Source organism: Methylomicrobium lacus LW14 (assembly GCF_000527095.1).
GTDB classification, from domain to species: Bacteria; Pseudomonadota; Gammaproteobacteria; order Methylococcales; family Methylomonadaceae; genus Methylomicrobium; species Methylomicrobium lacus.
On sequence record NZ_AZUN01000001.1, the window covers coordinates 3240238 to 3254137 of the forward strand.

At 55.4% G+C, this 13900-nt stretch carries 14 protein-coding genes; 6 read left to right on the forward strand and 8 right to left on the reverse strand.

What is annotated here, in order from left to right:
- Positions 1-25: 25 nt before the first annotated feature.
- A complete protein-coding gene (locus tag METLA_RS0115050) occupies positions 26-1918 on the reverse strand; it encodes an ATP-binding cassette domain-containing protein (protein ID WP_024299335.1) in 1893 nt (630 codons plus the stop codon).
- Between the two features lie 314 nt (positions 1919-2232).
- Between METLA_RS0115050 and METLA_RS0115055 the strand changes: the two genes are divergently transcribed.
- Together METLA_RS0115055 and METLA_RS0115060 are read left to right on the forward strand one after the other, a co-directional pair.
- Positions 2233-3015, forward strand: a complete 783-nt coding sequence (locus tag METLA_RS0115055) for a TIGR01458 family HAD-type hydrolase (protein WP_024299336.1) — start codon at positions 2233-2235, stop codon at positions 3013-3015.
- 114 nt (positions 3016-3129) lie between these two features.
- On the forward strand, positions 3130-3660 hold the full coding sequence (locus METLA_RS0115060; protein ID WP_024299337.1) for a hypothetical protein: 531 nt from the start codon (positions 3130-3132) through the stop codon (positions 3658-3660).
- 55 nt (positions 3661-3715) lie between these two features.
- Here the strand turns inward: METLA_RS0115060 and METLA_RS0115065 are convergent, their stop codons facing one another.
- Positions 3716-4651, reverse strand: coding sequence for an alpha/beta fold hydrolase (locus tag METLA_RS0115065; protein ID WP_024299338.1), 936 nt, complete (start codon positions 4649-4651; stop codon positions 3716-3718).
- Between the two features lie 246 nt (positions 4652-4897).
- Between METLA_RS0115065 and METLA_RS0115070 the strand changes: the two genes are divergently transcribed.
- Entirely contained in the window at positions 4898-5389 is a 492-nt protein-coding gene (locus METLA_RS0115070; RefSeq protein ID WP_161635417.1) for a DUF4272 domain-containing protein, read from the forward strand.
- Positions 5390-5536: 147 nt separating this feature from the next.
- On the opposite strand, the gene METLA_RS0115075 is transcribed toward METLA_RS0115070, so the two are convergent.
- The 3 genes from METLA_RS0115075 to METLA_RS0115085 form a co-directional block, all read right to left on the reverse strand.
- Positions 5537-6292 carry an HvfC family RiPP maturation protein gene (locus METLA_RS0115075; protein ID WP_024299340.1) on the reverse strand — a complete coding sequence of 252 codons (756 nt, stop codon included), beginning with the start codon at positions 6290-6292 and terminating at the stop codon, positions 5537-5539.
- Positions 6293-6298: 6 nt separating this feature from the next.
- Positions 6299-7147, reverse strand: a complete 849-nt coding sequence (locus METLA_RS0115080) for an HvfB family MNIO-type RiPP peptide maturase (protein ID WP_024299341.1) — start codon at positions 7145-7147, stop codon at positions 6299-6301.
- A gap of 93 nt (positions 7148-7240) precedes the next feature.
- Complete coding sequence (locus tag METLA_RS0115085; protein ID WP_024299342.1) at positions 7241-7648, reverse strand: hypothetical protein; 408 nt, start codon at positions 7646-7648, stop codon at positions 7241-7243.
- Between the two features lie 230 nt (positions 7649-7878).
- Here METLA_RS0115085 and METLA_RS0115090 point away from each other — a divergent pair, with 230 nt between their 5' ends.
- Complete coding sequence (locus tag METLA_RS0115090; RefSeq protein WP_024299343.1) at positions 7879-9576, forward strand: copper resistance system multicopper oxidase; 1698 nt, start codon at positions 7879-7881, stop codon at positions 9574-9576.
- 98 nt (positions 9577-9674) lie between these two features.
- Positions 9675-10280 carry a copper resistance protein B gene (locus tag METLA_RS0115095; protein WP_245598807.1) on the forward strand — a complete coding sequence of 202 codons (606 nt, stop codon included), beginning with the start codon at positions 9675-9677 and terminating at the stop codon, positions 10278-10280.
- Between the two features lie 105 nt (positions 10281-10385).
- Here METLA_RS0115095 and METLA_RS0115100 read toward each other — a convergent pair whose 3' ends face one another.
- The gene (locus tag METLA_RS0115100) at positions 10386-10937 is read right to left on the reverse strand and encodes a thiol:disulfide interchange protein DsbA/DsbL (protein ID WP_152539528.1); all 552 of its coding nucleotides are present in this window, start codon (positions 10935-10937) and stop codon (positions 10386-10388) included.
- Positions 10938-11606: 669 nt separating this feature from the next.
- Complete coding sequence (locus tag METLA_RS0115105; protein WP_024299346.1) at positions 11607-12287, reverse strand: c-type cytochrome; 681 nt, start codon at positions 12285-12287, stop codon at positions 11607-11609.
- A gap of 106 nt (positions 12288-12393) precedes the next feature.
- Here METLA_RS0115105 and yihA point away from each other — a divergent pair, with 106 nt between their 5' ends.
- Positions 12394-13002, forward strand: coding sequence for a ribosome biogenesis GTP-binding protein YihA/YsxC (yihA, locus tag METLA_RS0115110; protein WP_024299347.1), 609 nt, complete (start codon positions 12394-12396; stop codon positions 13000-13002).
- Here yihA and METLA_RS0115115 read toward each other — a convergent pair.
- A complete protein-coding gene (locus METLA_RS0115115; RefSeq protein WP_024299348.1) occupies positions 12999-13880 on the reverse strand; it encodes an MBL fold metallo-hydrolase in 882 nt (293 codons plus the stop codon). The genes yihA and METLA_RS0115115 overlap by 4 nt on opposite strands.
- Positions 13881-13900 lie beyond the last annotated feature (20 nt).

Consider the following 13900-nt stretch of genomic DNA (forward strand, 5'->3'; position numbering starts at 1 on the left):
TGCATGCGCGGCCCGGGTGCGGCGATCAGTCCTGCTGGGCTTCCGCGAGTTTTTCCTCCGCTTCCAGCCAGAGCGCCTCGGCGTCTTCGAGCGCCTTGTCCACCCGCACCTTTCTGGCCATCACGTCTTTCAGCCGGTTTTTTTCCGATTCCTCATAAATGGCAGGATCGGCCAGTTGCTGTTCCAGTTGCCGCTGCTCCTGATGGAATTTTTCGACTGCCTGTTCGGCTTTTTTCAGCGCATCCATCAACGGTTTGTTGCGTTGCCTGCGTTCGGCATCGAGCTTGCGTTGATCCTTGCGGTTGATGCCGGACGCGGCGTCGGCCGCCGTGTCTTTCGCTTCGCCTTTTTTCTGCTCGCTGAGCCAGTTCCTGTAATCGTCCAGATCGCCGTCGAACGCCTCGACCTTGCCGTCCGCGACCAACAGCAGCCGGTCGGTGACCGAGCGCAGCATATGCCGGTCGTGCGATACGGTGACCAGGGCGCCCTGATAATCCTGCAGCGCCATGATCAGGGCCTCGCGCATTTCGAGGTCCAGATGGTTGGTCGGCTCGTCGAGCAAGAGCAGATTCGGGTTCTGGTAAACCAGCAGAGAGAGCACCAGCCGCGCCTTCTCGCCGCCCGAAAACGGCCGCACCGGCTCTATCACCTTGTCGCCCTGAAAATCGAAGCCGCCGAGAAAATTCCTCAGGTCTTTTTCGGTCGCCTGCGGGTCCAGTTTCTGGAAATGCCAGAGCGGCGATTCGTCCATGCGCAATTGTTCGAGCTGATGCTGGGCGAAATAGCCTATCTTCAGATGCATCGACTCCTGCCTGTCGCCGCACAAAGGCTGCATCGCGCCGGCCAATACCTTGATCAGGCTCGACTTGCCCGCGCCGTTCGGCCCCAAAAGCCCGACCCGGTCGCCCGGCGACAGCGACAGGCCGGCCTTGTTGACCACGATCTTGTCGCCGTAGCCGATGTCCGCCTTATCCAGCGTCAACAACGGACTCGACATCCGGCCGGGCTCCGGGAAACTGAAATGGAAGGGCGAGTCGACATGCGCCTGCGCGATCAATTCCATCCGCTCCAGCGCCTTGATCCGGCTTTGCGCCTGCCGGGCCTTGGTCGCCTGCGCCTTGAAGCGGTTGATGAAGCTTTGAATGTGCGCGATTTCGCGCTGCTGCTTCTGAAAGGCGGACTGTTGCTGTGACAGCTTCTCGGCGCGCATTCTTTCGAACGCGGAATAGTTGCCGGTATAGATGTTTATCTTGCCCTGTTCGATATGCACGATGTGATCGGTGATCGCGTCGAGAAAATCGCGGTCGTGCGAAATCAACAGCAGGGTGCCAGGGTACCTGCACAGCCAGTCTTGCAGCCAGATCACCGCATCCAGATCCAAATGGTTGGTCGGTTCGTCGAGCAGCAGCACGTCGGAACGGCACATCAAGGCCTGCGCCAAATTCAGCCGCATCCGCCAGCCGCCCGAAAAGGCGCTGACCGGGGTCTGTTCCTGCGCAGGCTTGAAACCCAAGCCATTCAGAAGCCGCGACGCACGCGCCTGGGCCTCATAACCGCCGATCACGTCGAGCGCGGCATGCAGTTCGGCCTGTTTCAACCCGTCATGGTTTGCTTCGGCCGTTTGCAGTTCGCCTTGCAGGCGGCGCAATTCGCGGTCGCCGTCCAGCACATATTCGATCGCGCTGCATTCGGTGGCTGGCGTTTCCTGCGCGACATGCGCGATTTCAAGGCCCGGCGGCATCGAAAAATCGCCCGCGTCGAGATGCAGTTCATCCCGGATCAGCGCGAAAAAGCTCGACTTGCCGGCCCCGTTCGCGCCGGTAATACCGGCCTTTTCGCCCTGGTGAATCGTAAAAGACGCCTCGTCGAACAGCAGTCTTGCGCCCCGGCGCAGGGCGATATTTTTAAAATTGAGCATTAAAAATCAGTCATAAAGCAGTAATCCATAGGAACGCAAGAATAACATGAAACAACGGCTCTGAGTGTTCGAAAATGCTCGCCCTGCGGGCGCTGACGGTTTTACCGCATTGCCGGGCCGGATGCCGCGGTCAATTGGGGCGAACAGCCGCCGGCTGATGCAAGGCTTTTGCAATCGACGGGTGGCGCATGAGGAGACCGAAGGATAATTGTGGCCGGGACGGAGTCTATGTATCGACGCAACGGTTTTTAGCACGGGAAGGCGCCGATTCGGCACCGCGTCCCGCTGCCTGCCTTCACTCTAACGGATCTTGGATGACAGCTTTATCTTCAATACGCGGCATTCTCTTCGATCTGGACGGCGTCCTCTATGTCGGCTCAACGGTGCTTGAAGGCGCCATCAAGGCAGTCGATGAGATCAAGCGACGCGGCTACCTTTGCCGATTCATCACCAATACCAGCACCTTATCCCGCGCTTCGCTGCATGAAAAACTGACCGGTCTCGGTTTTGCCATTGTCGAAGACGAAATCGTCAGCGCCACCCGTGCTGCCCTGATCTACCTGCAACGATTCGATGACCCGGCCTGCCATTTGCTGCTGGCCGATGACGTCAAACAGGATTTCCGGCATTTTCGGCAGTCGGACAGCAAGGCCGATTTCGTCATCATCGGCGATATCGGCGAGGCCTGGTCCTACGCGCTGCTCAATCGGGTTTTCAACCTGCTGATCGACGGCGCCGAGATGATCGCGATCCACAAAAAACCCTTCTGGCAGACCGAACACGGCCTGCAAATGGACGTCGGCGCCTTCGTCAGCGCCCTGGAATACGCCAGCCAGAAACAGGCCACGATTATCGGCAAGCCGTCGCCGGATTTTTTTAAGGCCGCCCTGACCGAACTGGGTTTGCCGCCGGAGCAGGTCGCGATTGTCGGCGACGACATAGACGCCGATATCGGCGGCGGCCAAGGCGCGGGCCTGACCGGCATTCTGGTCAAAACCGGCAAATACCGGCAAACCTATGCGGACAACAGCCCGGTCGTGCCTGACCTGCTCATTGCATCGATTGCCGATCTGCCCGATCTTTTGCCTGTCAAATGAAGCTTTGGGATACCAAGCCTAACGTGGTTTTGGGGGCCCGGATTTCATTGCGTTTTATCCGGTCTGCATGCTATACAGTGAAACGCGAACAATGAGGTTTTCGGGAATCGAATCATGGTAAAAAGAATCATCGCGAAAATCACCGATATCATTTTAGGGATATTGGTGACCGTTTATATCATTCTGGAAGAACTGGTTTGGGAAAATATCGCCGAGCCAATCTACACCTTTATCCATGGCCTTGCCATTCTGCAAAAAGCCGAAGCGTTTATTGATCGGCTCGATCGCCATGTGCTGCTGGTGCTTTTTTTGGCGTTATTTACTCAGGTGGAGTTGCTGGGCATTTTCGCGCTGAAGCTGATAGGCACGGGCAAGGTGATCGCCGGGACGGCGTTGTATGCGGGAAAAATTCCGGTTGCCGCGTTCACTTTTTGGCTCTTCCGGGTAGCAAAAGAGAAATTGATGACATTCGGCTGGTTTAAACAGGCTTACGATATAGTCATATCGATCATCGAAAAGATCAAATCGAGCGCTATTCATCAAAGCATCGCGGCAAGGCTTAAAGCGGTGAAAGAATGGCTTAAAATTCGCATGTCCCCCACCAAGCTATATATCAACAAGCTGATCGAAACACTGAGAAGCTAAAGGTTTTCTATAACATCAATTAGGTGGCTCTAGCTTAACAGCAGGCAATAGTGGATTAAACCTGCTTGCGCGAAACCTCGTGGATAAACTGGCCCAGCAGCGCATTGAATCTTATAGGCTCTTCCCACTGTGGGGCATGCCCAGCCCCTTTAATGACTTGAACTTTTCTGCGCCAGAGTTTTGGAATGTTCAGTTGTTGGATATAAGCAAGGTTTATCAATTGTTCCTTCTCGCCGTGAATAATGGCAAGTGGAACTTTTAAATTCTGCACGATTGCGATCTCATCGCTGTAGTGCTGTGCTCCGACGCTCGCGAGCAGTTCGGATCGCGATTCGCCATCGGTCCGTTTTGCATCCTTATAGAAGAAATCGGGAATGTCGGTGGTCCCCGGCGCAAAAATCGATGAGACGTAAAGCTCAAGCATCTCATTGTTCCACGCATTAATAAAACCAAAACCCGTGGCCGGATGCGTTGCCAAAAATGCATCGCTGACCGCCGGTGGAACACCGAGGGGCGGTGTGCCGAATATCATAAAACCGGAAGCTAATGAAAGCTCGGCCGCGGCTTCAAGCAACGCATGCCCCCCAAGGCTCCAGCCGGCAAAAACCGCATCTTCGAGCCCAAGCTCGGTTACCAGGCCAACCAGCGCATCGGCATAGGCCGGAAGGTTGTATACCGCCGATGGATTAGCCGCATCACTCGAACGTCCGTGCCCCGGAAGATCAACCGCCACGACATGGAATTGGCTGCCAAAGATTCCGCAAACCTGCTTGCTGAACGACCAGGACGAAAAGGAGTTGCCATGCACCAGTACCACGGAAAGACCCCGTCCTTTCGATTCATAGTAGGCGATTTCTTGATCGCCAATTTTGACAGTTTTTGCTTTTAAACAATCCGTAATACCGCCGGCGGCATTAACCGGTTGTGCCGTTAACAAGAGAACGGATATTACTAGCGTGAATTTACTGATATTTGCAGAGACACGGTTCATGACGTTGTTCCTGTATTTAGATTATCTTTATGTTACCCACTTAGTGTTAATTTAAAATTTAAATAGGCTTTGACGCGAAGGTTTTGCTGATTCTGAAGCAGCCAAATTTAAGCGGGCTCAGTCGTAAAGGAAAAGAATTTGGACGTTTGCGGCTTATTACACTTTAGCCGTGAAATTATGCACACTAACCTTTCCATCGAGCGGACGCTCAACATCAGGTTTTACTGGCTGTTGGCAGCAGCTCATATGAAACAAACCAAAGGCAACCGTATGTCAGATGTGCAGAAAATGAGATCAGCCCAGGAAACAGCGAAACGCTTATTGGTTTTGGCTTCCGTTTGTGCCGTGGCAGACGATAGTTCACTCCGAAAAGAGGTAATTGATTATTCGTGGCGTGCTGAAGCTTTCTATGTATTGGGTTGGGCTTTGGGACTAGAGCCGGATCTACAGCCTCCTACAGATCAAGCCTCGTCAGGTAACATATTGGAACAAATTCCTGCTCCCGGTGAATCAGTTGCGACCTTCGTAAATGAGGTCATGTTGCGGCCCGCTTCTGAAATACAAAATGCCGCTGAAGATTTATATAACGCCCATTCAAGATGCCGGGCTGCCGAATTGCAAAACCGCACTGAACGGCATGGATACGATATTGAGGTCGCGCAGGAAAGGCATCGAGCAATTAATTGGCTAATTTGTTATCAAGGGGCCGACTGGGATGATGTGGCAACAGATACTTAATATCTGAGCGGAACGGGGGATGCCTATCCCGTCCCAAGCGTTTTAGAGACTATTGAGTCATTTGAAGCGTTACGGACGGGTTTACAAAACCCGTCCGGCAGAGTAGAACAGGCTTCGAAATGGTGGATTGCCTTCGGCGAATCCAGTCTACCTTTGGGTATCCAGAAGAATGATATTCTTGGCAACCAAGTCCTGCACGATCTTGAGACCGCCTTCGTAAACGATCTCGGGCTGCGGATGCCGCAACAATTCCGCAACCGATTTCAGGTAGGCGGCGGCCGTCTGCCCCGGCTGCTCCTGGATCAAAGCGAGCAGTTGGTAGGTGATCGGGGTGATTTCGAAGAAACGGACTTCATCTTCCTGGTTGCGGTGCACGATCAGGAAGGTCGGCTGCTCGGGCGGCTCTAGCGGCTGATAGTCCGGCGAAATTTTGTGCACCGGAAAGCGGTAGGCCAAAGGCCAGGCCAGCGGCGATAAATGCAGGGATTGAGTAGACCCGTCGCCGGAAAACGGCGGATTGACCGGATTTTCCTGCTTCGCGATCGACAATGCCATTTCGGCCCATTCATAATGCGCCAGTTCGAGCATGAACGGAAGATCGCCTGGATTATCCCGCTCGGATTGCAGATAATCGAGAAATTCCTCGGCAATTTCGGCGAAATAAGGCGTCTTGCAGGTATGGCGAGCGAAAAAATCCTCGGCCAGTTCACGCCATTGGGTGTCGGTCAGGAGTTTGCGCAGCACCGGGAAATTGACGGCCAGGAATTGGTCGATGTTGTTGAAGAACAATTCCCGGTACATCGCCATCCGTTCCGGCTTCACGTCGGCCGGGGCCGGATGCTTGTCCGGATCGCGCAGATAGGCCGAAAATTCCTGCTGTTTGGCTTTGAAATCGACGCTCATCGTCAATCAGGCCGAACGCTTCGCGTGTTCGCTGCGCCAGGCGTCCTGTATCGTCTTGATCGTCTCGACTTCCCTGAGCAGTTCGGCCAGCGGCGGCAGGTTGAAATCGCGTTCGAGCAGGGTCGGGAACACGCCGTAAAGCTCGTAGGCCTTGCCGAGCAATTTCCAGACCGGATCGATCACTTCCGATCCGTGCGTGTCGACCAGAAAGTCTTCCGCTTCGACATAGTGTCCGGCGATGTGCGCATAGGCGATGCGCTCGGCCGGCACTGCCTTTAAAAAGGCTTCCGCGTCGTAGCCGTGATTGACGCTGTTCACGTAGATATTGTTGATGTCGAGCAGGATGTCGCAATCGGCTTCCTGGACGACCGCATTGAAAAAATCGATCTCGGCCATTTCCTGGCCGGGCGCCGCATAGTAGGACACGTTTTCGATCGCGATGCGCTGTTCGAGCAGTTCCTGCACGCGCCGGATGCGCAGGGCGACATGCCTGACTGCGTCTTCGGTAAACGGGATCGGCATCAGGTCGTAAAGGTGGCCGTCGTGGCTGCAATAACTCAAATGTTCGCTGTACAGCTTGATTTGGTGTTCGGCCATGAACTGTTTGATGTCCAGCACCAGCTTTTCGTCGAGAGGGTCGCTGCTGCCGAGCGACAAGGACAGGCCGTGGCAGACGAAATCGAAGCGTTCGGTCAGTGCGCGGAATTGCTTGCCGAATTGGCCGCCGAGCGTGATCCAGTTTTCGGGGGCGATTTCATAGAAATCGACGGTTTGCGCAGGCGGGTTTTTGACGATTTCACCGAGCAAAGACCGTCTCAGGCCGAGCCCAGCGCCTTGAACGTGAAAGTGCGACATGAAATTCAGGGGATTAAAAAGAGGCGTTGTAGCGGAAAATTTGCCTGCCGAAAGGAAGCGGCGAAGACGCCGCTTCCTCGGCTTCAAACCGAATTACTTCTTCGTCGCGCCGCAAGAGCCTTCTTTGCCTTTCATCATCGCGCCGCAAGAGCTTTCCATGCCTTTTTTCATCTTGCCGTCGTCCATCATGCCGCCGCATTTGCCTTCACCGCATTTGCCTTCGGCTGCCTTGGCCGGTGCGGCTTTAGCGGGTGCAGCAGTGGATTTTTGGCCGGCGCATGCGCCTTCGGCGGTTTTGTTCTGTGGCGGGTTCATACCGGATTTGTTCATGCCGCCCATGTTCGCGCCGCAAGCCATTTCACCGGCCGCAACCTGCATGTAACCGCTGTTCAACTCGGTCATGCCGAACGGATTGGCTTCTGCATGGGCGGTTGCTGACAGGGTCGAGATAACCGCGGCGCCCATTGCGGCGGCCAAAGGTGATTTATTCAATCTTTTCATTGTAACTCCTCAGTTATTAATAATAATGTTCGGTCATTGAACCGACCGAGTGGTTGTAAATCTACGCTAGACATCTGAATAACAGATGAATATAGTCATAAATGCGATATCGATTCGCCGACTATACAGATTTTCTTGTCGTTTCGCCACTTGCGATTTTAGTCTCGTATCAGCCGGGAAAGATTCATTTAAGCGTTTCGACGCAGAGCCTGTGAGAGGTCAGCTTTTCGATGAAAATAGCGTGCCGCCGATTTTTCTTTTTTGTTTTATGGCTGTGCCATCTGGGCGTCGGTTTGGCCTGTGCTGACACCTATACGCTGACGGTCGCCGAGAAATCGGTCAACCTGATCGGGACAAAGCAAACCGCGATCGTCGCCAATGACAGCCTGCCCGCACCCACCCTGCATTGGCGCGAAGGCGAAGAGGTGACGCTGCATGTGATCAATCGTTTGCAGGAGCAAACCTCGATTCACTGGCACGGCATCGTGCTGCCTTATCAAATGGACGGCGTGCCCGGCGTCAGTTTTTCGGGCATCGAGCCGGGGCAAACCTTCACCTACCGGTTCCGGCTCAAACAGAACGGCACGTACTGGTATCACGGCCACTCCGGCATGCAGGAGCAGCAGGGCTTATTCGGCGCGCTGGTGATCGATCCTGTGCATCCCCGACAAAAGGTCGAGCGCGACTATGTGCTGCTGCTTTCGGACTGGCCCGAAGCCGATCCCTACCGGACGCACGCGCGACTGAAAAAACAGAGCGATTACTATAATTTCCAGAAAAGAACCGTCGTCGATTTTTTTAACGATATCAGCAAACGCGGTTTTGCGGAAACCTTAAGCGACCGGCTCGATTGGGGACAAATGCGCATGGAGCCGACCGATTTTGCCGATGTGACCGGCGCGACCTACCATTTTTTGGTCAACGGCCAAACGCCGGAAATGAACTGGACCGGGCTGTTCGGTCCCGGCGACCGGGTGCGCCTGCGCATCATCAACGCCTCCGCGATGACGCATTTCGATGTCAGAATTCCGGGCCTGACGATGCGCGTGATCGAGGTCGACGGCCAGCCGGTGATACCGGTCGATGTCGAAGAGTTCAGGATCGCGGTGGCCGAAACCTATGACGTGCTGGTCGAGCCGAAAGCGGACCGGGCCTACCGGCTCTTCGCCGAAGCGATGGACCGCAGCGGCTTTGCCGCGGCCACCTTGACGCCGAAGATCGGCCTGCTCGCACAGATGCCCACATTGCGTCCCTTGACCTTGTTGACGATGGCGGACATGGGGCCGATGCACGGCGGCGGGCATGCAGGGCATGCTGATCATCAAGCGATGCCAATGAGCGGCATGGCGGAACAGCCGCCTGATGCCGAGCATGCGGAACATGCGGCGCCTCCGAATCACTCGATGCACGAAGGACATGACGCCTCGATGCCCGCTACGCAGACGGAAGCGGAGGCTCCGATGCGGCACACCGAAGCCCCGGCGATGGGTTCGTACAAGGTACTGAGCTATCAGCATCTGATGGCGGCGGCGCCGAATCGCGAATGGCGGCAAGCCGACCGCGAAATCACGCTGCGCCTGACCGGCAATATGTATCGCTATATCTGGTCGTTTGACGACATCAAGTATTCGGAGTCGGAGCCGATCCGGGTCAAATTCGGCGAACATATCCGTTTCACCTACGTGAACGAAACGATGATGAATCATCCGATTCATCTGCACGGCCTCTGGCAATACCTCGATAACGGCAACGGCGCCTATAATCCGAAAAAACATGTGATCAATGTGCCGCCGGGCAAGACGGTCAGCGTGATCGTCGTGGCCGACGCGGAAGGCGAATGGGCGTTTCATTGCCATTTGCTGTATCACATGGATGCCGGCATGTTTCGGAAACTGATCGTCGAAAAAAGGGAGCACGCTGGCCGATGAAGACGCATGCATACAAACCGCGCAAGTTCCGTCTCCTGCTGGGATGTCTGTTAGCAGGGAGCGTTTGCCCGCCTCCGGCTGCGGCGCAGGATGATTCGATGCTTTTCAGCAAGTTCATGGCCGAGCGTTTTGAGTACGAAGGCAACGACAGTCTGCATTTATTCAAGTGGGATATCAAGCACTGGATCGGCAACGATGAGCACAAGCTTTATCTGAAAACCGAGGGCGATTATTCGGCCGACCAGGGCATCTTCGGGCGCGCCGATCTGCAAATGCTTTACAGCCGCAACATCAGCACCTTCTGGGATTTTCAGATCGGCGCGCGCCGGGCCTTCGAGCCGGAACGGACCTTCGACGCGGTGATCGGCTTCCAGGGGCTCGCGCCTTATTCGATCGAGGTTGACAGTGCCGCCTTCATCACCGAAAACGGCAACCTGCTCGGCCGCTTGAATCTTGGGTATGAATTATTGCTGACCCAGCGGCTTATCCTGCAACCGCGCATCGAAGTGAATGTCGCGGCAAAAGACATCGAGAATCGCGGCGTCAAGGCCGGCGTGACCGAATTCGAGGCGGGCATGCGCTTGCGTTATGAAATCGAGCGGGAGTTCGCCCCTTACGTCGGCTTCGATTATGTCGAGGAAGAATCCCTGCGCGAGCACCATCACAGCGTGCGCTTCGTGGTCGGGATGCGGTTTTGGTATTGAGGCGGCGTGAGCCTGATTGAGGGCAAAGTGCGCTTGGAGGGGCGCCGTCTGCGGTGCGAACGGCATTCCCGCGCCGGAGCGCGGGAACGAGACGGCGAAATGATGTTATTTTTTCGCCGTGCTTTCTCTCTTGATCAACTGGTTCGTCACTTCGATCATCTTTTCATGCGAACCGGCCGATTTGCCGTCGACCTTGTATTTGCCGTTCACGATCAGCACCGGTACGCCGGTTACGCCGTAGCGCGCGGGGGTGACGGCGGCCTGGCGGACTTTGGTGTCGACCAGGAATGAGTTATAGGCTTCATGGAAGTCCGCTTCCTTGACGCCATGGGCGGTAAAGAAGGCGCCCAATTGCTCCTCGTTCTCCAGTTTTTGATGCTTGTTCTGCAAGGCGTCGAAGAAGTCGGCATGGACCTTGTCGAGCACACCCAAGGCTTGGGCGACATAGAACGCTTTCGCGTGTTTCGCCCAGAGATCGCTGAACGCGGCCGGCTGGCGGATGAAATCGACATTGGCCGGCAGCTTTTTGACCCAGCTGGCGAGGATCGGCTCAAAATCGTAGCAATGCGGGCAGCCGTACCAGAAAAACTCGATCACCTCGACCTTGTCGGGGTTCTGTGTCGGTTGCGGAGTCGCCAGGGTTTCAAAGCCTGTCAGTTCTTCTGCTGCCGCCGGGCTTTCGGCTGGAGCGGCGGCTTGCTCGGCTGGCGCCGGCGCGGCGGCTTCGGCCGCAGGCTGCGGCTGGCTTGCAGCCGGCGTTGCCGGGACTGCGGTTTCGGCGGCCGGTGGTGTTGCAGGAGTCGCAGGCGCTGCGCTGGTCTGTTCCGGTGCGGCCGCTTCACTGACGGGCTGTTTCTGCATTTTCAGATAGAAGAATGTGGAAGCTCCCGCCAGTACGGCAAGGACTAAAATGATGAGTCCGATTTGAATAAAATTTTTACGCATGAACTTCGATTTCCCATGTGGTTGTAAATAACCGTTGACGACGGCAATCAGTCCGCTATCGCTTGGGATCTGATTGCGTTTGCGGAACTTTCCGCTTCATTCAGACATTGATACCGGCAGGCGGGACGGCCTGCACTTGATTCGGCAAGGGCGGAAGCGGGCGCTCCCGGAGCGGCGTTCCCCGGCCGGAAGCCCACTGTCATTAAGTTAAGCCGTTCGTGCTGGGCCTGTCGAAGCATGAACGGCTTAACTTATGCGGTTCGGATTTCTCCGTTCACCCTTCGACGAGCTCAGGGCGAACGGAGAAATCCATTAACTTAATGGCAGTGAGGCCGGAAGCCGGGGAACGCGCCTAACATCATATTTGATCGGAAAGACTGGCTATTTCATCATCGAGATAGCGTAAGAGACCGCACGAATCTCCTCGTCGGTCATCTTTTTGGCGATCATGTGCATCATGTTTTCCGGGGTATTGCCGCGCGCGCCGGTTTTGAAATCGGTCAATGCCTTGATTAAATAGTCGGGGTGCTGTGAATGCAGGGCCGGGAACGCGGCCGGCAGGTTGCCTTCGCCAAACGGACCGTGGCAGGCGATGCAGGCGGATACTTCGCGTTGCAGATCGCCGTTACGGTATAAATCGCTGCCCTCTGCAATCAGTTCGGGCACCGATTTGGGCTTTCCGGCAGTGGCGGCCGCGGACTCTTCTTCGTCCTCATCGGGCGGCGGCAGCACCGGCATCGAGTTCGCCGAAATCTTCTGCGCCGCATAGTGAGCGCCGATGTCGGCCATGTCTTCATCGGACAACGGCAGCGCCATCGCCGACATCATCGGATCATTACGGGCGCCGCTCTTGAATGCCTGTAATTGCTTGACCAGATAGGATGCATGCTGCTGGGCCAGCTTCGGAAAGTTCGGGGCCACGCTGTTGCCGTTGTCGCCATGGCAACTGTTGCAGGCGGCGGCTTTGTCTTTTCCTGCGCGCGCATTGCCCTCGGCGTGTAAAATAGTGGAGGCGCCGTAGATCGCAATACCTATTGCAACTGCCAGGAATTTTATTTTCATCAGACTCCCCTTCGGAATATTTCGTTATTTTTATGACATTCAGAATTGGCTGTTTCCATCCTAACCCGGGATTCTACCCCATTTGCCTTAGCGAAGCGAGACAGCGATGAACCCAGTTTATCATCAAGCAAAATTTATTAACAGTGCCCCCAACCTGAAACATGCGCCTCCGGATCATGGGCTCGAAATCGCCTTTGCCGGACGCTCGAACGCGGGCAAATCGAGCGCGCTGAATACGTTGACTCGGCAAAATGCGCTGGCGCGGATCAGCAAGACGCCGGGGCGGACGCAAATGCTCAATTTTTTCGCGATCAGTGAACAACACCGCTTCGTCGATCTGCCCGGCTACGGTTTCGCGAGCGCGCCGCTCGCGATCAAACAGCAGTGGCAGAAAGCGATCGAAGAGTATATGAACCTGCGGAAATCGCTGTGCGGCATCGTGCTGGTGATGGATGCGCGGCATCCGTTGACCGAATTCGACTGGCTAATGCTGCAATGGTGCGAACATGCCGAATTGCCGGTGCACATTCTGTTGACCAAGTCCGATAAATTGAGCTTTGGGGCGGCCAAAAACACGTTGTTGCAGGTGCAGGAAGAACTCAGCGGCGCGCCTATCCCTTTGTCCGTGCAGTTGTTTTCTTCGCTGAAGAAAAGCGGTGTGGACGAGGCGCATCACGCGCTGGATGACTTGTTTGCGCAGGCCAGCGGGGATTAAAAGCAGACTTCGAGCCCCTCGCGCGCGATGAACAATTTGTCCGCAAACCGGGGGTGTTGCTCCAGAAGGTCTCGATAGATCAGATCGAGATCGGCATCGGTCCGGGTCGGTTCATGGTGGGTTAGAAACAAGCGCTTCGCGTTCGCCTCGCTCGCCAGCTTGATGCCGGAACGATAGGTTCCGTGCCCCCAGCCCAGCCGGGTCGCATATTCTTCATCGGTATAGGACGAATCCACGATCAGCGCATCCACATCCTGCATCGCCTCTATGATTTCCTGATGTTTTTCGAGCAGAAAACCCCGGTATGAAGCGTAGTTATCATCCTCGGGCTGATAGATATTAATCGGGCTTTCGAAGTCGCCGGTAAAAAACAGCGAGGCGCCGTCGCAATCGACCCGGTAACCGAAATTCAACACCGGATGATTCAGGATGATCGGGGTAATGCGGGCGCTGCCGACGCTGACCGTTTCGCCGGGCCTGACCGTCAAATAGTCGATGCGGGCCTTCAACTGCGCTTCATGGATCGGAAAATAACTGTATTGAAGCTGTGCGGACAAGGCCCGGTTGATGTTTTCATCGGTGACCGGATCCTGACCTCCGTATAGGTTGATGCGATTGTTTTTGAAAAAAATCGGCAGAAAAAAAGGCAGGCCCTGAATATGATCCCAGTGCGTATGGGTGATGAAAATGTGCGCGGTGATCGGCATGTCCCTGAGTAAGGTTTGCGCAAGCGCATGAATGCCGGTGCCGGCGTCCAGAATGATCAGCTCATTCCGGTTGGTGCGGATTTCGATGCAGGTCGTATTGCCGCCGTATTTGACGGTCTGCGGACCTGGCGTCGGGATTGAGCCCCTGACTCCCCAAAATTTAAATTTCATGCCTGTTTTTGTTATTGTTT

What these genes read in the sequence shown, in the direction of transcription:
- METLA_RS0115060 (WP_024299337.1), top strand. Translation starts at nt 3,130, where the DNA reads ATGGTAAAAAGAATCATCGCGAAAATCACCGATATCATTTTAGGGATA.
- METLA_RS0115085 (WP_024299342.1), bottom strand. Translation starts at nt 7,648, where the DNA reads ATGAAAAGATTGAATAAATCACCTTTGGCCGCCGCAATGGGCGCCGCG.
- METLA_RS0115050 (WP_024299335.1), bottom strand. Translation starts at nt 1,918, where the DNA reads ATGCTCAATTTTAAAAATATCGCCCTGCGCCGGGGCGCAAGACTGCTG.
- METLA_RS0115115 (WP_024299348.1), bottom strand. Translation starts at nt 13,880, where the DNA reads ATGAAATTTAAATTTTGGGGAGTCAGGGGCTCAATCCCGACGCCAGGT.
- METLA_RS0115080 (WP_024299341.1), bottom strand. Translation starts at nt 7,147, where the DNA reads ATGTCGCACTTTCACGTTCAAGGCGCTGGGCTCGGCCTGAGACGGTCT.
- METLA_RS0115105 (WP_024299346.1), bottom strand. Translation starts at nt 12,287, where the DNA reads ATGAAAATAAAATTCCTGGCAGTTGCAATAGGTATTGCGATCTACGGC.
- METLA_RS0115090 (WP_024299343.1), top strand. Translation starts at nt 7,879, where the DNA reads ATGAAAATAGCGTGCCGCCGATTTTTCTTTTTTGTTTTATGGCTGTGC.
- METLA_RS0115070 (WP_161635417.1), top strand. Translation starts at nt 4,898, where the DNA reads ATGAAACAAACCAAAGGCAACCGTATGTCAGATGTGCAGAAAATGAGA.
- METLA_RS0115075 (WP_024299340.1), bottom strand. Translation starts at nt 6,292, where the DNA reads ATGAGCGTCGATTTCAAAGCCAAACAGCAGGAATTTTCGGCCTATCTG.
- METLA_RS0115095 (WP_245598807.1), top strand. Translation starts at nt 9,675, where the DNA reads ATGCTTTTCAGCAAGTTCATGGCCGAGCGTTTTGAGTACGAAGGCAAC.
- METLA_RS0115065 (WP_024299338.1), bottom strand. Translation starts at nt 4,651, where the DNA reads ATGAACCGTGTCTCTGCAAATATCAGTAAATTCACGCTAGTAATATCC.
- METLA_RS0115055 (WP_024299336.1), top strand. Translation starts at nt 2,233, where the DNA reads ATGACAGCTTTATCTTCAATACGCGGCATTCTCTTCGATCTGGACGGC.
- yihA (WP_024299347.1), top strand. Translation starts at nt 12,394, where the DNA reads ATGAACCCAGTTTATCATCAAGCAAAATTTATTAACAGTGCCCCCAAC.